This is a genomic window from Bradyrhizobium sp. BRP56 (assembly GCF_020194035.1).
Taxonomy (GTDB): Bacteria; Pseudomonadota; Alphaproteobacteria; order Rhizobiales; family Xanthobacteraceae; genus Bradyrhizobium; species Bradyrhizobium australafricanum.
The window spans coordinates 13,839-35,445 of record NZ_JADYVV010000016.1 but is presented as its reverse complement, the minus strand read 5'-3'; the positions used below and the strand labels follow the sequence as shown (position 1 = coordinate 35,445).

Sequence of the window (21,607 nt, the reverse complement as noted above, 5' to 3'; positions counted from 1 at the left end):
CAGAATAGGCGGCATTGCCGGCCGGGCAAATCACAAGGGTGTTCTCGATGAGCAGCGCAAAGAAGCAGTATCGGATTGCGGTCATTCCCGGTGACGGCATCGGCAAGGAAGTGATGCCCGAGGGCCTGCGCGTCATCGAGACGGCGGCGAAGAAGCACGGCGTCGACGTGAAGTTCGACCATTTCGACTTCGCCTCCTACGACTATTACGAGAAGCACGGCGAGATGATGCCGGTCGACTGGAAGGACAAGATCGGCAAGCATGATGCGATCTATTTCGGCGCGGTCGGCTGGCCGGCGAAAATACCTGACCATATCTCGTTGTGGGGGTCGCTCATAAAATTCCGCCGCGAGTTCGACCAGTACGTCAACCTGCGCCCGGTGCGGCTGATGCCCGGCGTGCCGTCGCCGCTGGCGAACCGCAAGCCCGGCGACATCGATTTCTGGGTGGTGCGCGAGAACACCGAGGGCGAATACTCGTCCGTCGGTGGCCGCATGTTCCCCGACACCGACCGCGAATTCGTCACGCAACAGACCGTGATGACCCGCACCGGCGTCGACCGCATCCTGAAATTCGCGTTCGATCTGGCGCAGTCGCGGCCGAAGAAGCATCTGACGTCGGCGACCAAGTCGAACGGCATCTCCATCACCATGCCCTACTGGGACGAGCGCGTGGAGGCGATGGCCAAGAAATATCCCGGCGTGAAGTGGGACAAGTACCACATCGATATCCTGACCGCGAACTTCGTGCTGCATCCGGACTGGTTCGACGTCGTGGTCGGCTCCAATTTGTTCGGGGACATCCTCTCCGATCTCGGCCCGGCGTGCACCGGCACGATCGGCATCGCGCCGTCGGGCAACATCAATCCGGAAGGCGATTTCCCCTCGGTGTTCGAGCCGGTCCACGGCTCGGCGCCCGACATTGCCGGGCAGGGCATTGCCAACCCGATCGGCATGATCTGGTCGGGCGCGATGATGCTGGAGCATCTCGGCGAGAAGCAGGCGGCGGCTGCGATCGTCGGCGCGATCGAGCGCACGCTCGGCGAACGCACGCTGCGCACGCGCGATCTCGGCGGCAATGCCGACACCACGGCGTGCGGCAAGGCCGTCGCGGAGATGGTGGATTAGGCTGCGCCGTCAAGCACGGGGTCGTCCTGGCGAAAGCCAGGACCCATTACCCCGAGTGCTTGTTGTGTCGCTGGATCTGACAACCGCCCTGCGCGATGACGCAGGCCGGTGGTAATGGGTCCTGGATCGCGCTCGCTACGCTCGCTTGTCCAGGACGACGTCGTTATTGATTGCTTCGCAGTCTGCGTAGGGCGGGTTAGCCACCCTACGGCCACTGTCGTCCCTGCGAAAGCAGGACCCATAACCACAGGGTCTTGTTGTTGGTGCTCGCTGTGGCCCCAGCCTTCGTGACAATGTGGCGCGGTGGTTATGGGTCCCGGCTCGCGCGGAGCCTGTCATCGGGCGGCGCCTTGCGCCGACCCGTTGGCTTGGCCGGGACGACGGTGAAATTATCCCTTCACGATCCTGCGGCAGTGCTCCCATGCCGCGTGGATCAAATTCTCGCTCGCCTCGGGCGTGCGGAAGGCGGAGTGCGCCGACAGCGTCACGTTCGGGATCTTCGTCAACGGATGATCCTTCGGCAGCGGCTCGATGTTGTAGACGTCGAGGCCGGCGTGGCGGATGTGGCCCGAATTGAGCGCATCGATCATCGCCTGCTCGTCGACGATCGCGCCGCGCGCGGTGTTGATCAGCACCACGCTCTTTTTCATCTTCGCGATCTTGTCGCGCGTGATCAGGCCGCGGGTCTCGTCGTTCAGCAGCAGGTGGATCGAAACCACGTCGCTGCTCGCCAGCACGGTGTCGAGATCGACGAACTCGACGCCCGGATGGCTCTTGGACGACCGGTTCCAGGCGATCACCTTCATGCCGCTGCCGAGCGCGATGCGGGCGACCTCGGCGGCGATGCCGCCGAAGCCGACCAGGCCGAGCGTCTTGCCGGTGAGCTGCATGCCGTCCTCGCGCAGCCAGTTGCCGGCGCGCATCTCGCGGTCCATCTGCGCGATCACGCGCGCCGACGACCACATCAGCGCGATCGCGGATTCCGCGACCGCGGTGTCGCCATAGCCCTTGATCAGGTGCACGGAGACGCCGAGCTCGGCGAGCTCCTCCGGGTTCATGTAGCTGCGCGCGCCGGTGCCGAGGAACACGACGTGCTTTAGGCCGGCGCACTTCTTCGCAACATCGGTCGGCAGCGCAGTGTGGTCGACCACCGCGATCTCGGCGCCGTCGAGCACCGCCGGATAGTCGTCGGACTTGATGTCCGGGTTGCGGTTGATCCGCATCCTCGGATCGCCGGGCTTTTCCAGGCGCTCCGTGATGACAGCAAGCGATTCATTGGCGTCGACAAACACTGCGCGCACGAAAGCCTCCATCGATGAGGAGAAAGGAAGATCAGGACGCGACGCCGGCGAGCGCCAGCACCGTATGCATCAGGACGTTGGCGCCGGCGGCGCAGTCGGTCTGCTTGGCATCTTCCAGCTCATTATGGCTGATGCCGTCCTTGCAGGGCACGAACACCATCGCTGCCGGCATCACCGTATTGAGGTTGCAGGCGTCGTGGCCGGCGCCCGAGGTGATGCGGCGGTGCGAATAGCCGAGCTGCTTGGCGGCGTTCTCGACCGCGTCGACCAGCTTGGGATCGAAATGCGTCGGCGCCTTGCGCCAGACGAGATCAAGCTGCACCTCGACCTTGCGCTTTGCTGCGATCTCGGCGACGGCCGCACGCAGGTCGCGGTCCAGCGCATCCATGATCGCAGCGTCGGCGCTGCGGCAATCCACCGTGAAGGCGATCTCGCCGGGGATGACGTTGCGCGAGGGCGCGGCGATCACGGCCTCGCCGATGGTGCCGACCGCCTTCGGGCCGTGCTTCTTCGCGATGCTTTCCATCGCCAGCACGATCTCGGACAGCGTCGCCAGCGCATCGCGGCGCAGCGGCATCGGGGTCGAGCCGGCATGGCTCTCGAAGCCGGTGATCTTGCCGTCGTACCAGAGGACGCCCTGGCCGGAATCGACCACGCCGATGGTCTTGTTCTCGGCCTCCAGGATCGGGCCTTGCTCGATATGCAGCTCGACGAAGCTGGTGAACTTCTGGCGGCCGACCGGGGCGTCGCCGCGATAACCAATCGTGTCCAGAGCCTGCGCCACCGTGACGCCCTCGGCGTCCTTGCGCGACAGGATGTCGTCGGTGGTGAAGTCGCCGACATAGGCGGCCGAGGCCATCATCGCCGGAGCGAAGCGCGAGCCTTCCTCATTGGTCCAGTTGCAGATGCAGATCGGCAGCTCGGTCTCGATCCCGGCATCGTTCAGCGTGCGCACCATTTCGAGCGCCGCCAGCGTGCCGAGCACGCCGTCATATTTGCCGCCGGTCGGCTGGGTGTCGAGATGCGAGCCGACGCCGATCGGCGGCTTCGACATATCCCGTCCTTTCCTCAACCCGAACATCGAGCCGAGCGCGTCGACCTGCACCTCGAGGCCGGCGTCCGCGCATGCCTTGCGGAACCAGTCGCGCACCTGCTTGTCTTCGGCGCTCAAGGTCAGCCGCCGCACACCGCCCTTGGGCGTTGCACCGAACTGCGCGGTTTCGTGGATGGTGCCCCAGAGGCGGGCGGAATCGATCTGCAGGTTGGTGGCGGCTCGGCTCATGTCGTCAGTCCATTTTTATTTTCGTCATTCCGGGGCGATGCGTCAGCATCGAACCCGGAATCTCGAGATTCCGGGTCTGGTCCTTCGGACCATCCCGGAATGACGTTCGATTATCCGGCAATCGTTCAATGACGCGCCACTCTCGCGCCGTCAACCGCCACGCTCGTCTGCGCGATCTGCCTGGCGAGATTGGCGACGCGCTCGATGGCGACCGCATCGGGCGAGGCGAGCCAGCTCGCGGTGAAGGTGAGGGGCGGCAGCTTGAGGTCGGTGTCGAGCAGCAGCAAGCGCCCGTCGGCAAGCTCGTTCTCGACGATCGCCGCCGGGATCACCGCGATGCCAAGCCCTTCATTGGCCATGTGGATCACGGTCGCGAGCGAGGTCGAGGCGTGCAGTCGGATCGGCGGCAGATCGGGGGCATTGAACAATGCGCGTACGGTCTCGTAGGGCTGGGTCTTGCGCGGAAAGGTGATGATCGGAAACCGCGCCAGGTCCTGCCGCGCCACCGGGCCGTCGCCGAGGCCGAGCGCCGGGCTCGCCAGGAAACCGATCGGGTAATCGCACAGCACATGGTTGTGCGCGCCGGACGCCGAGACCGGCCCGAGCACGAAGGCGAGCTCGATCTCCTGCGCCAGCAGCCGCTGCGTCAGATTAGGCGTGATGTCGACCTCGATCTCGAGCGACAGGTTCGGGTAGACCTCGTTGACGCTTTTGACGAGGCGCGGCAGCCAGGTGTGCACGATGGTCTCCGCGACACCGAGCCGCAGCGCGCCGCGCATCGCCGAACGGTCGCCGACCTCGGCCATCATCTCCGAACGCAGGCCGATCAGCTTCTCGGCATAGATCATCATCAGCCGGCCGCTCGGGGTCGGCGAGGCCACCCGGTGGTCGCGGTTGAGCAGCTTGACGCCCATTTCGCGCTCGAGCTGGGCAATGCGCTGGGAGATCGCCGGCTGGGTGGTGTTGAGCCGCTGGGCGGCGCCGCGGAAGCTGCCGAGCTTGACGACCCAGAGGAATGTCTCGATCGAGCGGAAGTCCGTCATTGGAAGCATTTTCCCGATCGATAAATCTGCTTTATCGATTTTGATTAGAAAGGACGATTAGACATTATATCACGCTTGGTGTTGGTTCGTCCTTGTCGAGATTATGGGCAGGAGAATCCCATGACTGTTTTTGCGGCAGTGCAGCGATCTCAGGGGGAGCCGGTGCCGGCGAGCGTCGAAGCGCGCCGCGCCTGCCGTGACGGCGTGGCCTCGACCACCACAGCCGGTCTCGCCAACGGTTTCGTCCAGGGCAATCTCGCGATCCTGCCGGAAAAGCTCGCCGGCGCCTTCCACCGCTTCTGCCAGCTCAATCCGAAGCCGTGCCCGATCATCGGCATGTCCGACGTCGGCGATCCCCGCATTCCCTCGCTTGGCCTCGACCTCGACATCCGCACCGACGTGCCGCGCTACCGGGTCTGGCGCGACGGCGAGGTGGCGGACGAGCCGACCGACATCACCAAGTACTGGCGCGACGATCTTGTCACCTTCGTGCTCGGCTGCTCCTACTCGTTCGAAGAGGCGCTGCTGGATGAGGGCCTGCCGATCCGTCACATTGAACGCAATCTGCGTGTGCCAATGTACCGCACCAATATCGCCTGCAGCCCGTCGGGGCCGTTCGCGGGACCCATGGTGGTGTCGATGCGCCCGTTCAAGCCGGCGGATGCGATCCGCGCGGTGCAGATCACCTCGCGCTTCCCGTCGGTGCATGGCGCGCCGGTCCACCTCGGCCATCCGCATGCGATCGGCATCAAGGATATCGCCAAGCCGGATTACGGCGATGCGGTACCGATCGCCGATGACGAGATCCCGGTGTTCTGGGCCTGTGGCGTGACGCCGCAATCGGTGATCGCAAGTGCGAAGCTGCCGTTCGCGATCACGCATTCGCCGGGCCTGATGCTGGTGACCGATCTCAGGAACAAGCAGCTCGCTGTGCTCTGAATAGGCAATTCGTGCAATTCATTGAGGCTTTACTGCGCGCTACAAGCATCACATCGATTATAACAAGCTGACCAAGGGGAAATTTCGATGACGATCTCTCGCCGTAACGTGTTGCTGGGTGCCACTGCCGCCGCCGCGCTCGGTCCGATGGCCGCGCGCGCACAGACCAGTGAAGTGGCAATCGGCGTGATCTATCCGCTGTCGGGCGCCAGCGCCCAGATCGGCGTCGACGCACAGCGCGCGTTCGAGACCGCGGCAGACATCATCAACAAGAACTATGACTTCGCATTGCCGCTCGCCAAGGGCGAGGGCCTGTCCGGCCTCGGCGGCGCCAAGGTCAAGCTTGTGTTCGCCGACCACCAGGCCGATCCGCAAAAGGGCCGCGCCGAAGCCGAGCGCCTGATCACGCAGGAGAAGGTCTGCGCCGTGATCGGCACCTATCAGAGCGCGGTCGCCGTCACCGTCAGCCAAATCTGCGAGCGCTACGGCGTTCCGTTCCTCTCGGCCGACAATTCCTCGCCGAGCCTGCATCGCCGCGGCCTGAAATACTATTTCCGCGCCTCGCCGCATGACGAGATGTTCTCGACCGCGATGTTCGACTTCTTCGATGCGATGAAGAAGAAGGGCCAAAAGATCGAGACGCTGGCGCTGTTCCACGAGGACACCATCTTCGGCACCGATTCGGCGAACGCGCAGACCAAGCTCGCCGGCGAGCGCGGCTACAAGATCGTGGCCGACATCAAGTACCGCGCCAACTCGCCGTCGCTGACCGCCGAGGTGCAGCAGCTCAAGGCGGCGAATGCCGATGTGCTGATGCCGTCGAGCTACACCACCGACGCGATCCTCCTGGTCAAGACCATGGCCGAGCTCGGCTACAAGCCGAAGAACATCATGGCGCAGGACGCCGGCTTCTCCGAGAAGGCGACCTACGACGCGGTCGGCGACAAGCTCGAGGGCGTGATCTCGCGCGGCAGCTTCTCGCTCGACCTGGCGCAGAAGCGGCCGATGGTCGGTCTCATCAACGAGATGTACCGCGCCAAGTCCGGCAAGGACTTCAACGACTATTCGTCGCGCCAGTTCATGGGCCTGATCGTGATGGCGGACGCCATCAACCGCGCCAAGTCGACCGACGGCGACAAGATCCGCGAGGCGCTGGTCGCCACCGACATGCCGGGCGATCAGACCATCATGCCGTGGCGGCGCGTCAAGTTCGACGAGATGGGGCAGAACAACTTCGCCGATCCGGTGCTGTTGCAGTACTCCGCGAAGAACTTCGTGACGATCTTCCCGGAACAGGCCGCCGTCTCCGAGGCGATCTGGCCGATGAACAGCTGATCGGTCGGGCGCCAGAGGGGGCAAGCGGCGGTGACAGCCGAAGACATCATTCAGAGTCTCGCATGTTCCGTCATTGCGAGCGAAGCGAAGCAATCCACGTCTCCGCGAAAAGAAAGCATGGATTGCTTCGTCGCTTCGCTCCTCGCAATGACGGGGGCTAAAGACAATGGTCGGAACATGGAGCGTCGACGGTGACAGCCGAGACCATTATCCAGAGTTTGGCGAGCGGCCTGTTGATGGGGCTGCTCTACGGACTGATCGCCGCAGGCCTCGCATTGATCTTCGGATTGATGGACGTCGTGAATTTCGCGCACGGCGAGTTCCTGATGATCGCGATGTACGCGACCTTCTTCCTGTTCGCGTTCTTCGCGATCGATCCCTTGCTCTCGGCGCCGCTGGTCGCCGCGGCGCTGTTCGTGTTCGGCGCGGTGGTCTATCTGTTGATCGTCCGCTTCGCGATGCGCGCCAAGGCCAATGCCGGCATGGTGCAGATCTTCTCGACCTTCGGGCTGGCGATCGTGATGCGGGGCCTTGCCCAGTTCTTCTTCACGCCCGACTACCGCAGCGTCACCAACTCCTGGGTCGGCGGCAAGACGGTGTCGATCGCCGGCATCTATCTGCCGGAGCCGCAGCTGATCGGCGCGATGCTGTCGATCGCGGCCTTTGTCGCGCTCTACTTCTTCATCAATCGCACCGATTTCGGCCGCGCGCTCGAAGCGACGCGCGAGGACGCCGGCGCGGTGGCGCTGGTCGGCATCGACAAGAACCGGGTGTTCGCGCTCGGCTGGGGCCTCGGTGCGGCGCTGGTCGGCCTCGCCGGCGCCATCATGGCGATCTTCTTCTACGTCTATCCCGATGTCGGCGCGTCGTTCGCTCTGATTGCCTACGTCACCGTGGCGCTCGGCGGCTTCGGCAGCGTGTTCGGCGCCTTTGCCGGCGGCATCATCGTCGGCCTGGTGGAGGCGACCACCGCGCTGATCCTGCCGCCGTCGCTGAAATCGGTCGGCATCTATGCCGTTTACCTGCTGGTCGTCTTCATCCGCCCGCGTGGCCTGTTCGGATCGATGTGATGGACACCCAGTTCGCCCAACGCCGCAGGCGTGACCTGATCGTGGCGGCCTGCCTCGCGGTGATCGCCGCGCTGGTCCCGCTGTTCGTCAAGGACGTCTACGTCCAGAACATCATGGTGCTGACGCTGATGTATGCGGCGCTGTCGCAGAGCTGGAACATCCTGTCCGGCTATTGCGGGCAGATCTCGCTCGGCCATGCGCTGTATTTCGGGCTCGGCGCCTATACCACCGCGCTGCTGTTCACCAAGTTCGGCGTGCTGCCGTGGTTCGGCATGCTGGCGGGCGGGGCGATCTCCGCATTGATCGCGATGGCGCTCGGCTACCCCTGCTTCCGCCTCCGCGGGCATTACTTCGTGATCGCGACCATCGTGATCGCCGAGATCGCGCTGCTGTTGATCCAGAACTGGGATTGGGCCGGCGCCGCGCTCGGCATCGACATCCCGGTGCGCGGCGACAGCTGGCTGAAATTCCAGTTCACCCGCTCGAAGCTGCCTTACTTCTACTTTGCGCTGGCGCTGGCCTGCATCGCCTGGTTCGTCACCTGGTGGCTGGAGGATTCCAAATGGGGCTATTGGTGGCGCGCCGTGAAGGACAATCCCGATGCCGCCGAAAGCCTCGGCGTGGTCGTGTTCAATTCCAAGATGGGCGCGGCGGCGGTTTCGGCCTTCCTCGTTGCGGTCGGCGGCAGCTTCTACGCCCAGTTCGTCTCCTACATCGATCCTGAAAGCGTGATGGGCTTCCAGTTCTCGCTGCTGATGGCGCTGCCCGCGGTGCTTGGCGGCATTGGCACGCTGTGGGGGCCGGTGCTCGGCGCGGTCATCCTGATCCCGCTCACCGAGCTGACGCGCTCGTTCATCGGCGGCTCCGGGCGCGGCGTCGACCTCATCGTCTACGGCACGCTGATCGTCGTGATCTCGCTGGCGCTGCCGCGCGGCCTGGTCAGCGTGTTCTCCCTGCGCAAGGGGGCCGCACGATGACGGCGCTGCTGGAAACGCGCGGAGTATGGCAGCGCTTCGGCGGCCTCGTCGCCAACAGCGATGTCTCGATCTCGGTCGGGCGCGGCGAGATCGTCGGCCTGATCGGCCCCAACGGCGCCGGCAAGTCGACGCTGTTCAATCTGATCGCGGGCGTGCTGCCGCCGACCCAGGGCTCGATCATCTTCGACGGCGAGGACGTGACCAAGCTGCCGGCGGCGGAACGCTGCCAGCGCGGCGTCGGGCGTACCTTCCAGGTCGTCAAGAGTTTTGAGACCATGACCGTGATCGACAACGTCATCGTCGGCGCGCTGATCCGCAACACCAAGATGCGCGTCGCGCGGCAGAAGGCCTATGAGGTGCTGGAGTTCTGCGGACTTGCGGCGCGCGCCGACAAGCTTGCCGCCGACCTCGTCCCGTCGGAGAAGCGCCGGCTCGAAGTGGCCCGCGCGCTCGCGACCGAGCCGAAGCTGCTGCTGCTTGACGAAGTCCTCACCGGACTGACGCCGGTCGAGGCACAGACCGGGGTCGAGTTGGTGCGCAAGGTCCGCGCCGCCGGCATCACTGTGCTGATGGTCGAGCATGTGATGGAAATCGTGATGCCGCTGGTCGACCGCGCCATCGTGCTCAATCTCGGCAAGGTGCTGGTCGAGGGCAAGCCGACTGAGGTCGTCCGCAATCCGGAAGTCATTTCTGCCTATCTCGGGGATCGTCATGCTGTCGGTGCGTGAAGTCACCACCGCCTATCAGGGCCTGGTCGCGATCTCCTCGGTGTCGATCGACGTCACCAAGGGCGAGATCGTCTGCGTCGCCGGCGCCAACGGTGCGGGCAAGTCGACGCTACTCAAGTCGATCGCCGGCGCCGAGCGGCCGCGCGCAGGGACCGTCACCTTCGACGGCAAGCGCATCGACGGCCAGCCGCAGCACGTCATCACATCAAGCGGCATCGCTTACGTGCCGGAGAATCGCCGGCTTTTTCCGCGGCTCTCGGTGCGCGACAATCTGCGCCTCGGCAGCTATCTCTACCGCAGCCAGTCCGACCGCGACGCGCCGCTCGATCTGGTCTTCAAGCTGTTCCCGCGGCTTGGCGAACGGCTCGACCAGCGCGCAGAGACGTTGTCCGGCGGCGAACAGCAGATGCTCGCGATCGGCCGTGCGCTGATGACGCGACCGCGGCTTCTGATGCTCGACGAACCGTCGCAGGGCATCATGCCGAAACTGGTCGACGAGATCTTCCAGGCCGTGAAGCGCATCCGCGACGCCGGCATGACGGTCCTGATCGTCGAGCAGCGCATGGCCGAATGCCTCGAGATCGCCGACCGCGCCTACATCCTGCAGACCGGCCGCGTGCTGATGCAGGGCACCGCCGCCGAGATCAGCGGCAATCCCGACGTGCGCAAGGCGTATCTGGGTCTGTAGCGGGATTCTCCGCGCACACCGACGTCATCCTGAGGTGCGCGCCTCTTCGGCGCGCCTCGAAGGATGGCAGCGGGCGCCGTGGCTCATCCTTCGAGGCTCGCTCCGCTCGCACCTCCAGCGACAAAGGCTTCGCCTTTGCGCGGGGATGACGCCAGTGTATGTGGTGCGCGCAATCCAGCCCGTAGCCCGGATGAGCGCAGCGACATCCGGGGCGTCCCGCATATCGCTGCGCTCATGCGGGCTACTGATCCAGCCCACGCAGCCTACTTGCTCTCGTCGATCTTCTCGACCTTGGCGGCGAGGTCCGGCACGCGGCTGACGCGGTAGGTCGCGTTGCTGCATGTCAGCGTCCAGGCCTCGTTGTCGGGCTTCGAGAGCTTGTCGTCCCGCTCGGCCTTGAGCGGCTTGTCGCAGGCATAGCCTTGCGCGCGCAGCTGGGTTGCCAGCATGCCTTGCAAGGTCTCTTCGGTCCGTCCGTCCGACGCCGCAAGGCCGACGGCAAACGGTGCCGCTAACGCCAAGCCTGAGAACCTCATCATGACTGTCCTTCGCATATCGATCCTCCGCTTGATCTAGTGAGGGTGATCCGGCAGCACGAGCCCGAACGTCCTGGTCAAATCCGCCACCTGGTCGGGCGACAAATAGCGCGGGTTCAGCCCGCGCAGCAGCAGATAGAGCTTTGCGGTCTCCTCCAGCTCCTCGGTCGCGAACACCGCCGCTTCCAGCGTATCGCCCGACACGACGGGCCCATGATTGGCGAGCAGCACCGATGAATATTTCCCGGCCAGGCCCCGGATCGCGTCGGCAACGGCTGGATCGCCGGGGCGATAATAGGGCACCAGCGCGGTCTGGCCGCACTTCATGACGTAATAGGCGGTCATCGCCGGCAGCGCGGCGCGCGGGTCGATCTCGGGCAGCATCGAGAGCGCGACCGAATGGGTCGAGTGCAGGTGCACCACGGCGCCGGCGGAAGCGCGCGTCTGGTAGAGCGCGGTGTGCAGCGGCACTTCCTTGGTCGGGGCGTCGCCGGAGACGAGCCGGCCGTTGCCGTCGAGCCGTGACATTTTCGCCGGATCGAGGAAGCCGAGCGAGGCGTTGGTCGGCGTCACCAGCCAGCCGCCGTCCGCGAGCCGGACGCTGATATTGCCCGAGGAGCCCGGCGTCAGGCCGCGCTCGAACAGCGAGCGGCCGAAGCGGCAGATGTCCTCACGAAGCTTTGTTTCGCTCATCCGGTTTCGCTCGCGGCGCCATCTTTGGCGCTATCCGTTTTCCGCTTTGTCTCATGCTTTGGCAGCGCGGCCAAGCCGTGATAGGCAAGCAGCAACGAGCATGATCCGGGCCCGGAAGGCCGCGCTGGCGCAAAGTGACAGCCGGTTTTCCGAAAAGGTCATGCTCAAACAACTAAAAATGTTCAGGGATCGCCAAATGTCCAGTTCCGCAACATCACGTGTCGCCGTCATCGGGCTGGGCTCGATGGGATACGGCATGGCGACCTCGCTCAGGCGGGCCGGTTTCGAGGTGACCGGCTGCGACGTGTCGGCCGATGCGGTGGCGCGCTTCGTCGCCGACGGCGGCAAGGGCGCCAAGTCGCCGGCCGAGGCGGCCCGGGATGCCGACATTGTCGTCAGCGTCGTCGTCAACGCCGCGCAGACTGAAGCGATCCTGTTCGGCAAGGACGGCGTCGCCGAGACCTTGGCCAAGGACGCCGTCTTCATCTCCTCGGCGACCATGGACCCTGATATCGCGCGGCGCCTCGCAAAGCAGCTCGAGGCGACCGGCCGGCACTATCTCGATGCCCCGATCTCCGGCGGCGCGCAGCGCGCGGCGCAGGGCGAATTGACGATTCTCGCCTCCGGCAGCGCCGCGGCATTTGCGAAGGCGCGGCCGGCACTCGATGCGATGGCGGCGAAACTCTACGAGCTCGGCGATGCCGCGGGGCAGGGCGCCGCGTTCAAGATGATCAACCAGCTGCTGGCCGGCGTGCATATCGCGGCCGCCTCCGAGGCGATCGCCTTTGCCGCCAAGCAGGGGCTCGACATCCGCAAGGTCTATGAGGTGATCACCGCCTCCGCCGGCAATTCCTGGATGTTCGAGAACCGCATGCCGCATGTGCTCGACGGCGACTATGCGCCGCGCAGCGCCGTGGAAATTTTTGTGAAGGACCTCGGCATCATCCAGGACATGGCGCGCAATGCACGCTTCCCGGTGCCGGTCTCGGCCGCGGCCTTGCAGATGTTCCTGATGACCGCCGCCGCCGGCATGGGCCGCGACGATGATGCGTCGGTGGCGCGGATGTATGCGCAGGTTACCGGCACCAAGCTTCCCGGCGAGAAATAAGAGGATCTTGCAATGCCCCGTTTTGCCGCCAACCTCACCATGATGTTCAACGAGGTCCCGTTCCTCGACCGCTTCGAGGCGGCCGCGAAGGCGGGCTTCACCGCGGTCGAGTTCCTGTTTCCTTACGACCATCCGGCCGAGGAGGTCGGCAAGCGGCTGAAAGGCAATGGGCTGACGCAGGCGCTGTTCAATTTGCCGCCGGGCGACTGGAACGCCGGCGAGAAGGGGTTTGCCGCGCTGCCGGACCGTTTCGCCGACCTCCAGCAAAGCCTGAAGACCGCGCTGTCCTATGTGCAGGCGACCGGCGTCAAGCGGGTGCATCTGATGGCGGGAATAGCCGAGCGCAGCGATGCCAGGGCGGTCGCCGCGTTTCGCAAATCGGTCGCCCATGCCGCGGAGTTCTTCGCGCCGCACGGCCTCGACGTCGTGATCGAGCCGATCAATCCGCGCAACGTGCCCGGCTATTTCCTCAACGACTTCATCTTCGCGCGCGATCTGATCAACGAGCTTGGTATCGCGAACCTGAAGCTGCAGTTCGATATCTACCACTGCCAGATCATCCATGGCGACGTCACCATGCGGCTGCGTGAAATGATGCCGATCATCGGCCACATCCAGATCGCGTCGATCCCCTCGCGCAACGAGCCCGACGGCGAGGAGCTGTACTATCCGTTCCTGTTCGGCGAGCTCGACCGGCTCGGCTATGGCGGCTTCGTCGGCTGCGAATACAATCCGCGTGGCAAGACCACCGACGGTCTCGCCTGGTTCAAGCCCTATGCCGGAGTGAAGCCGTGACGCTCGCGGGACATCTGTCTCTTGGTTGCATCGCCGACGACTATACCGGCGCCTCCGATCTCGCCAACACGCTGACCCGCGCCGGCCTGCGCACGGTGCAGACCATCGGCGTGCCTGCGGACGATCTCGCGCTGCCCGAGGTCGACGCCGTCGTGGTGTCGCTGAAGAGCCGTTCGATCGAGGCCGGCCTCGCCGTGACGCGTTCGCGCGCAGCGGAGGCCTGGCTGCGCGGCCGCGGCGCCAAACATATCCTGTTCAAGATCTGCTCGACCTTCGATTCAACCGATGCCGGCAATATTGGCCCGGTGATGGACGCGCTGCGCGCCGATTCCAGGGATGCCATCGTGCTGGTGACGCCAGCGTTCCCGGAGACCGGCCGCACCGTCTACCAGGGCAATCTGTTCGTCGGCACGGTGCCGCTAAACGAGAGTCCGCTGAAGGACCACCCGCTCAACCCGATGCATGATTCCAATCTGGTTCGCGTGCTGGCGCGGCAAAGCACGACCAAGGTCGGCCTGGTCGATCTGGCGACGCTGAGCCGTGGCGCGGACGCCGTCCGGGCAAAGCTCACCGAGCTCACGCAAAGCGGCATCGGCGCCGCCATCGTCGACGCGGTGTTCGACCGCGACCTCGAGACCATCGGGCAGGTCGCGCTGGATCACCGTCTTTCGGTCGGCGCTTCCGGGATCGGACTCGGCCTGGCGCGGGCGCTGGTCGCCGCGAGCAAAGCCAGACCGGACAGCGCGGATGCGATGCTGGCGACGCCGGTCGGCGGCCCGGCGGCGTGCCTTGCCGGCAGTTGCTCGCAGGCGACCCTGCGCCAGATCGCAAACGCCGAGAAGGTGATGCCGGTCCTGCACCTCGATCCCGAGCGGGTGGTCGCCGGCAAGGACGAGGCGCAGCGTGCGCTCGCCTGGGCCAGAGACCGGCTCGGGGCGGGGCCAATCCTGATTGCGAGCAGCTCGACCCCGGATCAGGTGGCAGCTGTGCAATCCCGTCATGGTCGTGATGCAGCCGGGCATGCCATCGAGCAGGCGATGGCCGACATCGCGGATGGTCTGGTGCAGTCGGGTGTGCACAGGCTGGTGGTCGCCGGTGGTGAAACTTCGGGCGCCGTGGTCGATCGCCTGCGCATTCCTGGATTCCTGGTTGGTGCGGAAATCGCTGCCGGCGTGCCGGTTCTGCGAGCGGTCGGCGCCGGGAGAGGCGAGATGGTGCTTGCCCTGAAATCAGGCAATTTCGGCGGGCCGGAGTTTTTCTCGGATGCGCTCGTGTTGATGCCTTGATGCGGCTGGCGCGCATCATGCAACGGTGTCGAAGAGCGCCTCCGTAGTTCAACGGGGAACCAAATTAACCCTACTTAAGGACGGGGGCTGGCTTTGATGTCTGCGGCGTCCCGCCACGCCCCCAGCCATTCGATCGGGCTTCGCGAGCCCGATATCAAGAGACCCCCACGATGTTCGCCAAATTCTCGATCCGCGCCAAGATTATTGCCGTGGTTGCGTTCCTGCTTGTCGCGATGACCGGCATGGGCCTGCTCGCGGTCGTGAATTTGCGGTCGATCAACGCCAACACTGTCGACATCACGACGAGCTGGCTGCCGAGCGTGCGTGCGCTCGGCGATCTGCGCGCCGGCGTCATCACCTATCGCAACGTGATCCGCGAACACATGCTGGCGGAGACGCTGGAGGAGAAGCTCGCGCAGGAAAAGACCCTGACCTCGGTGGTCGACGCCAACCTCAAGGTCCGCGCGACCTATGAGCCGCTGATCGCGACCCCCGCGGAGCGCGCGCTTTACGATCAATGGGTCGATGCCTGGACCCGCTACAAGAAGGGCACCGAGGAGGTGATGGCGCTGTCGCGCCGGGATGTCGGCAAGACCCAGCACGAAGCGCATGAGCTGAACGCCAAGACCGTCAACAAGATCGGCCTCGAGGCCGACGAGATCCTGCGCAAGGACATCGAGCTCAACAATGCCGGCGCCGACAAGGCGGCGCAGGACGCGGCAAACAGCTACGCGTCGGCCGTCATGCTGCTTGCGATGATCCTTGGCGCCGCCATCATCGTCGGCGTCAGCGTCAGCTTCCTGATGATCCGCGACGTCTCGGCCGGCATCGCCTCGATCGTGAGCCCGATGCAGGCGCTGGGCCGCGGCGACCTGACCGCAAACGTCCCGCATCAGGGCGAGAAGACCGAGATCGGCGCGATGGCCGATACGCTGCAGGTGTTCAAGGAAGCGCTGGTCGCCAAGAAGGCGGCCGATGAAGCCGCCGCTGCCGACGCCGAAGCCAAGATCGAGCGCGGCCGCCGGGTCGACACCATCACCCGCAATTTCGAACAGATGATCGGCGAGATCGTGCAGACCGTGTCGTCGGCCTCGACCCAGCTCGAAGCCTCCGCCGGCACGCTGTCGTCGACCGCCCGGCGTTCGCAGGAGCTGACCACCTCGGTTGCCGCTGCGTCCGAGGAGGCCTCGACCAATGTCCAGTCGGTGGCGTCGGCGACCGAGGAGCTGTCGTCATCGGTGACCGAGATCAGCCGCCAGGTGCAGGAGTCGGCACGGATGGCCGGCGATGCCGTCGGCCAGGCGCGCACCACCAACGATCGCGTCAGCGAGCTGTCGAAGGCCGCCGCGCGGATCGGCGACGTCGTCGAGCTGATCAACACCATTGCCGGCCAGACCAATCTGCTGGCGCTGAACGCCACCATCGAGGCGGCACGCGCCGGCGAGGCCGGCCGCGGCTTCGCCGTGGTGGCGTCCGAGGTGAAGGCGCTGGCCGAGCAGACTGCCAAGGCGACCGGCGAGATCGGCCAGCAGATCGCCGGCATCCAGACCGCGACCCAGGAGTCGGTCGGCGCGATCAAGGAAATCTCCTCGACCATCGAACGGCTGTCGGAAATCTCGTCCACGATTGCGGCCGCGGTCGAAGAGCAGGGCGCGGCGACGCAGGAAATCTCCCGCAACGTGCAGCAGGCGGCGCAGGGCACCCAGCAGGTCTCGGCCAACATCACCGACGTCCAGCATGGCGCCAACGAAACCGGCTCGGCGTCGAGCCAGGTGCTGTCGGCGGCCCAATCGCTCTCGGGCGACAGCAGCCGCCTCAAGCTCGAGGTCAGCAAGTTCCTCGACGCCGTCCGCGCCGCCTGATCCGGCGGCGCCGCTGCTCGGGCGGCCGCCATCCTTCGCCTAACCGATGCCGACGTGGTGGGCTGACCCGGCCCACCACGTTTTACATTTTCGCAGGGCAGCGATGCGTTAACCTCGCGTCGGCCGAAATAGCATCCTCGGCCGGCTCGCATTCGCAGCAGAGCCGTCTCTTTTTGACGATGATCCGCACGCGATCGACGGCACGGCGCCCGGCACGGTCGCTCGGAGCGCGCAGCCTCACGCACTATGCCGAGGAAGTGAAAGCCGCCGCGGCTCCGCGGGTTGGCGTTTTGCCCGCCATCGGGTAAATCGGCCGCTGCGGAACGGCTTTTGCAATGTCGATTCCTCTGCCTGGGCGGGCTTCATTTCGGGAACGCTTCTTTTATGATCGCACTGGTCCGTATCGCGCTGAGCCGGCCATATACTTTCGTCGTGCTCGCGATCCTGCTGCTGATTATCGGACCGCTGGCGGCGTTGCGCACGCCGACCGACATCTTCCCGGACATCCGTATTCCGGTGATCGGCGTGGTCTGGCAGTACACAGGCCTGCCGCCGGACCAGATGTCCGGCCGTATTACCACGCCGTTCCAGCGCGCGCTGACCACGACCGTCAACGACATCGAGCACATCGTCGCCAATTCCTATAACGGCGTCGGCATCATCAAGATCTTCTTCCAGCCCAACGTCGACATCCGCACCGCCAATGCGCAGGTCACCGCGATCTCGCAGACCCTGCTCAAGCAGATGCCGCCGGGCGCGACGCCGCCGCTGATCCTGAACTACAGCGCCTCGACGGTTCCGATCATCCAGGTCGCGCTGTCGGGCGAGGGACTGACCGAGCAGAACCTCGCCGATATCGGCATCAACCAGCTGCGCACGCCGCTGGTCACGGTGCCTGGTGCGGCGATCCCGTATCCGTTCGGCGGCAAGCAGCGCCAGGTCCAGATCGATCTCAATTCGACCGCGCTGCAGGCGCGCGGCCTGTCGGGTCAGGACGTCGCCAATGCGCTCGCCGCGCAGAACCTGATCACGCCGGTCGGCACGCAGAAGATCGGCAATTTCGAATACACCATCAACCTCAACAACTCGCCGCTGCGGCTCGAGGAGCTCGGCGACCTGCCGATCAAGCAGGTCAACGGCGCGATGGTCTATGTGCGTGACGTCGCCTCGGTCCGCGACGGCAATCCGCCGCAAACCAACATCGTCCATGTCGACGGCAACCGCTCGGTCTTGATGATGGTGCTGAAGGCCGGCGCCACCTCGACGCTCGATATCATCTCCGGCATCAAGCAGAAGGTAATCGAGGTCAAGGACCAGATGCCCGACGCGCTGAAGATCGGCTTCATCGGCGACCAGTCGGTGTTCGTCCGCGGCGCGATCACCGGCGTCGCGTTCGAGGGCGTGATCGCCGCGCTGCTCACCAGCATCATGATCCTCTTGTTCCTCGGCAGCTGGCGCTCGACCGTCATCATCGCGGTGTCGATCCCGCTGTCGGTGCTCGGCGCCATCATCATGCTGTCCTTGATCGGCGAGACGCTGAACATCATGACGCTCGGCGGCCTCGCGCTCGCGGTCGGCATCCTGGTCGACGACGCCACGGTGACGATCGAGAACATCAATTATCACCTCGAGCAGGGCAAACCGGTCGAGCAGTCGATCCTCGACGGCGCCAACCAGATCGTGACGCCGGCCTTCGTCTCGCTGCTCTGTATCTGCATCGTGTTCGTGCCGATGTTCTTCCTCACCGGCGTGGCGCGCTTCCTGTTCGTGCCGATGGCCGAAGCGGTGATGTTCGCGATGATCTGGTCGTTCATCCTGTCGCGCACCCTGGTGCCGACCATGGCGAACTATCTGCTGCAGGCGCATGTGCATCATGAGGGCGCGCCGCCGAAGTCGCGCAATCCCCTGGTCTGGTTCCAGCGTGGCTTCGAGGCGCGGTTCGAGCGCATCCGCAGCGGCTATCGCGGCCTGCTCGCGATGGCGCTCGGTCATCGCACGGTCTTCGTGAGTTGCTTCCTCGCGGTGGTCGCGGCGTCTTTCCTGCTGGTGCCGTTCCTGGGGCGCAACTTCTTCCCGTCGGTCGACGCCGGCAACATCCTGATGCATGTCCGCACCCAGGTCGGCACCCGCGTCGAGGAGACCGCCAACCAGCTCGCCGACATCCAGAAGGCGATCCGCAAGCTGGTGCCCGGCGAGATCGAGACCATGACCGACAACATCGGCATGCCGATCTCCGGCATCAACATGACCTACAACAACACCGGCGTGATCGGTCCGCAGGATGGCGACATCCAGATCCGCCTGAAGGAAGGCCACAAGCCGACCGAGCAGCATGTCCGCACGTTGCGTGAGCAATTGCCACGGCTGTTTCCTGGCACCAGCTTCGCGTTCCTGCCGGCCGACATCGTCAGCCAGATTCTGAACTTCGGCGCGCCGGCGCCGATCGACCTGCAGATCCGCGGCGCCAATCTCGATGCCAACTTCGCCTATGCCAACAAGCTGTTGGCCGGGATCAAACGCATCCCCGGCATCGCCGATGCGCGGATCCAGCAGTCGCCGAACAACCCGACTTTCAACATCGATGTCGACCGCACCCGCGCGCAATATGTCGGCCTGACCGAGCGTGACGTCACCAACTCGCTGGTGGTCAACCTCGCCGGCTCCTCGCAGGTGGCGCCGACCTACTATCTCAATCCCGATAACGGCGTGTCGTATTCGATCGTGATGCAGACGCCGCAATACCAGATCGACTCGCTGAGCGCGCTGCAGACCCTGCCGATCACCGCGACCGGCAACACCCAGGCGCCGATCCTCGGCGGCATCGCCGACATCAAGCGTGCGACCTCGAGCGCGGTGGTGTCGCAATATGACATCCAGTCGCTGGTGCAGATCTACGCCACGACGCAAGGCCGCGATCTCGGCGGCGTCGCGACCGACGTGCGCAAGCTGATCGCCGACACCGCCAAGGAGGTGCCGAAGGGCTCGTCCGTGGTGTTGCTCGGCCAGGTGCAGACCATGAACTCGGCCTTCACCGGCCTCTTGTTCGGCCTGCTCGGCGCGGTCGTGCTGATCTACTTCCTGATCGTCGTGAACTTCCAGTCCTGGTCGGATCCGTTCGTGATCATCACGGCGTTGCCCGCCGCACTCGCCGGCATCGTCTGGATGCTGTTCACGACGGAGACCACGCTGTCGGTTCCGGCGCTGACGGGCGCCATCATGTGCATGGGCGTGGCGACTGCCAACAGCGTGCTCGTGATCAGCTTCGCCCGCGAGCGCTATGAGGAACTCGGCGATCCCGTCGCGGCCGCCCTGGAAGCCGGCTTCGTTCGGTTCCGCCCGGTGCTGATGACGGCGCTCGCCATGATCATCGGCATGGCGCCGATGGCGCTGGGGCTGGGCGAGGGCGGCGAGCAGAACGCGCCCCTGGGCCGGGCCGTGATCGGCGGCCTGATCTTCGCCACCTTCGCGACGCTGATGTTTGTTCCCGTGGTATTCAGTATGGTACACAAGAAGCAAGGCGCCAAAGCCGCCGCCTCATCGGAGATTCCGCATGCCGCCCACTGAAAAGCGCCCCCCGGTCTCACGCCGGAAGCTGGGCATCTTCGGCGTGGTGGCCCTGGTCGGGGCGGGCCTGATCGTCGGCACCGGGATCCGCGCCCGTGAGGAACAGGACACGCGGCTGAAGGAATGGACCGACGACCAGGCCATTCCGACCGTTGCGGTGGCGCTGCCCAATGCGAAGGCGCTGAGCCCCACGATCGACCTGCCGGGCCGGCTCGAGGCCTATTCCCGCGCGCCGATCTATGCCCGGGTGTCGGGCTACCTGAAGAACTGGGACGCCGACATCGGCGCCCGCGTCAAGGCCGGCCAGGTGATCGCCGAGATCGAGGCGCCCGACCTCGACCAGCAATTGCTGCAGGCGCGCGCCGATCTCGCCAGCGCCCAGGCCTCGGCCAAGCTCTCCGAGGCCACGCTGAACCGGCGCAAGACGCTGGTGGCCTCGAACTTCGTCTCCGCCCAGGAGATCGACGAGCGCACCGCCGACCTTTCCAACAAGAACGGCGCGGTCAAGGCCGGCCAAGCCAATGTCGAGCGGCTGGAAGCGCTCGCCGGATACAAGAAGATCACGGCGCCGTTCGACGGCGTGGTGACCTCGCGCGACACCGACGTCGGCGCGCTGATCAACGCCGGCGGCAACTCGGGCCCGGCGATGTTCACGATCTCGGACATCACCAAGCTGCGCGTCTATGTCAACGTGCCGCAGAATTACGTCCCGGCGATCAAGATCGGCGCCAAGGCGACGCTGGCACTGCCGGACTACCCGAACCGGACCTTCCAGGCGACGGTTGAAGCCTCCTCGCAGGCGGTCGATGTCGCCTCCGGCACGACGCGAATGCAACTCGGGCTCGACAACTCCTCCGGCGAATTGATGCCGGGCAGCTATGCCAGCGTGAAGCTCAATCTGCAGCGCGAGTCCACGCCGCTCAGCATTCCCGCCAGCGCGCTGATCTTCAACAGCAGCGGCCTGCGGGTCGCAACCGTCGGTCCTGACGACAAGGTGCTGTTCAAGACCGTGAAGATCGGCCGCGATCTCGGCAAGGAGATCGAGATCGCCACCGGCCTCGCGCCCGACGACCGCATCATCACCGCCCCGCCGGACGGCCTCGCCGACGGCGATCATGTCCGCGTCACCGGTGCCGGCGCCAAGGGCAAGCCGACCACGGCATCCGAAAAGCAGGACGTGAAGGGGTAGGGCAGAAGCCGCCCCTTTACTTCGTCATGCCCGGGCTTGGCCCGGGCATCCACGTATTACTTTCTTTCACGAGGCAAAGACGTG

General features: G+C 65.2%; 18 protein-coding genes. 13 read left to right on the top strand and 5 right to left on the bottom strand.

The features are described 5' to 3' along the window. The first annotated feature begins 47 nt into the window (after positions 1–47). On the top strand, positions 48–1,127 hold the full coding sequence (locus I6F38_RS13835) for a tartrate dehydrogenase (protein ID WP_225160720.1): 1,080 nt from the start codon (positions 48–50) through the stop codon (positions 1,125–1,127). 389 nt (positions 1,128–1,516) lie between these two features. Here the strand turns inward: I6F38_RS13835 and I6F38_RS13830 are convergent, their stop codons facing one another. The 3 genes from I6F38_RS13830 to I6F38_RS13820 form a co-directional block, all read right to left on the bottom strand. Further along, entirely contained in the window at positions 1,517–2,428 is a 912-nt protein-coding gene (locus I6F38_RS13830; RefSeq protein ID WP_225160719.1) for an NAD(P)-dependent oxidoreductase, read from the bottom strand. Between the two features lie 31 nt (positions 2,429–2,459). Next, positions 2,460–3,710 carry a Zn-dependent hydrolase gene (locus I6F38_RS13825; protein WP_225160718.1) on the bottom strand — a complete coding sequence of 417 codons (1,251 nt, stop codon included), beginning with the start codon at positions 3,708–3,710 and terminating at the stop codon, positions 2,460–2,462. Positions 3,711–3,835: 125 nt separating this feature from the next. Continuing rightward, positions 3,836–4,753 (bottom strand): LysR family transcriptional regulator, encoded by a 918-nt coding sequence (locus tag I6F38_RS13820; RefSeq protein ID WP_057017643.1) that lies wholly within the window; start codon positions 4,751–4,753, stop codon positions 3,836–3,838. Between the two features lie 120 nt (positions 4,754–4,873). On the opposite strand from I6F38_RS13820, the gene I6F38_RS13815 reads away from it, so the two are divergent. The 6 genes from I6F38_RS13815 (at position 4,874) to I6F38_RS13790 (ending at position 10,490) form a co-directional block, all read left to right on the top strand. After that, positions 4,874–5,692: a putative hydro-lyase gene (locus I6F38_RS13815; protein ID WP_225160717.1), complete on the top strand. Its 819-nt coding sequence runs from the start codon at positions 4,874–4,876 to the stop codon at positions 5,690–5,692. An 87-nt stretch (positions 5,693–5,779) separates the two neighbouring features. Continuing rightward, entirely contained in the window at positions 5,780–7,027 is a 1,248-nt protein-coding gene (locus I6F38_RS13810; RefSeq protein WP_076827180.1) for an ABC transporter substrate-binding protein, read from the top strand. Between the two features lie 191 nt (positions 7,028–7,218). Beyond that, positions 7,219–8,097, top strand: a complete 879-nt coding sequence (locus I6F38_RS13805) for a branched-chain amino acid ABC transporter permease (protein WP_026192487.1) — start codon at positions 7,219–7,221, stop codon at positions 8,095–8,097. Continuing rightward, positions 8,097–9,074: a branched-chain amino acid ABC transporter permease gene (locus tag I6F38_RS13800; protein WP_016842863.1), complete on the top strand. Its 978-nt coding sequence runs from the start codon at positions 8,097–8,099 to the stop codon at positions 9,072–9,074. Before I6F38_RS13805 ends, I6F38_RS13800 begins: the two co-directional genes overlap by 1 nt. Next, positions 9,071–9,802: an ABC transporter ATP-binding protein gene (locus tag I6F38_RS13795; protein WP_225160716.1), complete on the top strand. Its 732-nt coding sequence runs from the start codon at positions 9,071–9,073 to the stop codon at positions 9,800–9,802. Before I6F38_RS13800 ends, I6F38_RS13795 begins: the two co-directional genes overlap by 4 nt. Next, positions 9,786–10,490, top strand: coding sequence for an ABC transporter ATP-binding protein (locus I6F38_RS13790; protein ID WP_018270525.1), 705 nt, complete (start codon positions 9,786–9,788; stop codon positions 10,488–10,490). Before I6F38_RS13795 ends, I6F38_RS13790 begins: the two co-directional genes overlap by 17 nt. A gap of 263 nt (positions 10,491–10,753) precedes the next feature. On the opposite strand, the gene I6F38_RS13785 is transcribed toward I6F38_RS13790, so the two are convergent. Together I6F38_RS13785 and I6F38_RS13780 are read right to left on the bottom strand one after the other, a co-directional pair. Continuing rightward, positions 10,754–11,029 carry a hypothetical protein gene (locus tag I6F38_RS13785; RefSeq protein ID WP_225160715.1) on the bottom strand — a complete coding sequence of 92 codons (276 nt, stop codon included), beginning with the start codon at positions 11,027–11,029 and terminating at the stop codon, positions 10,754–10,756. 33 nt (positions 11,030–11,062) lie between these two features. Continuing rightward, entirely contained in the window at positions 11,063–11,719 is a 657-nt protein-coding gene (locus tag I6F38_RS13780) for an aldolase (RefSeq protein WP_225160714.1), read from the bottom strand. A 178-nt stretch (positions 11,720–11,897) separates the two neighbouring features. Between I6F38_RS13780 and ltnD the strand changes: the two genes are divergently transcribed. The 6 genes from ltnD (at position 11,898) to I6F38_RS13750 (ending at position 21,523) form a co-directional block, all read left to right on the top strand. Beyond that, positions 11,898–12,827, top strand: coding sequence for an L-threonate dehydrogenase (ltnD, locus tag I6F38_RS13775; RefSeq protein ID WP_225160788.1), 930 nt, complete (start codon positions 11,898–11,900; stop codon positions 12,825–12,827). Between the two features lie 12 nt (positions 12,828–12,839). Beyond that, complete coding sequence (gene otnI / locus I6F38_RS13770; RefSeq protein WP_225160713.1) at positions 12,840–13,622, top strand: 2-oxo-tetronate isomerase; 783 nt, start codon at positions 12,840–12,842, stop codon at positions 13,620–13,622. Continuing rightward, positions 13,619–14,908, top strand: a complete 1,290-nt coding sequence (otnK, locus tag I6F38_RS13765; protein ID WP_225160712.1) for a 3-oxo-tetronate kinase — start codon at positions 13,619–13,621, stop codon at positions 14,906–14,908. The genes otnI and otnK overlap by 4 nt, the downstream gene beginning before the upstream one ends. Positions 14,909–15,078: 170 nt before the next feature. Further along, the gene (locus I6F38_RS13760) at positions 15,079–16,770 is read left to right on the top strand and encodes a methyl-accepting chemotaxis protein (protein ID WP_225160711.1); all 1,692 of its coding nucleotides are present in this window, start codon (positions 15,079–15,081) and stop codon (positions 16,768–16,770) included. 384 nt (positions 16,771–17,154) lie between these two features. Further along, a complete protein-coding gene (locus I6F38_RS13755; RefSeq protein ID WP_225160710.1) occupies positions 17,155–20,334 on the top strand; it encodes an efflux RND transporter permease subunit in 3,180 nt (1,059 codons plus the stop codon). After that, complete coding sequence (locus tag I6F38_RS13750; RefSeq protein WP_057017653.1) at positions 20,321–21,523, top strand: efflux RND transporter periplasmic adaptor subunit; 1,203 nt, start codon at positions 20,321–20,323, stop codon at positions 21,521–21,523. The genes I6F38_RS13755 and I6F38_RS13750 overlap by 14 nt, the downstream gene beginning before the upstream one ends. Positions 21,524–21,607: the final 84 nt, after the last annotated feature.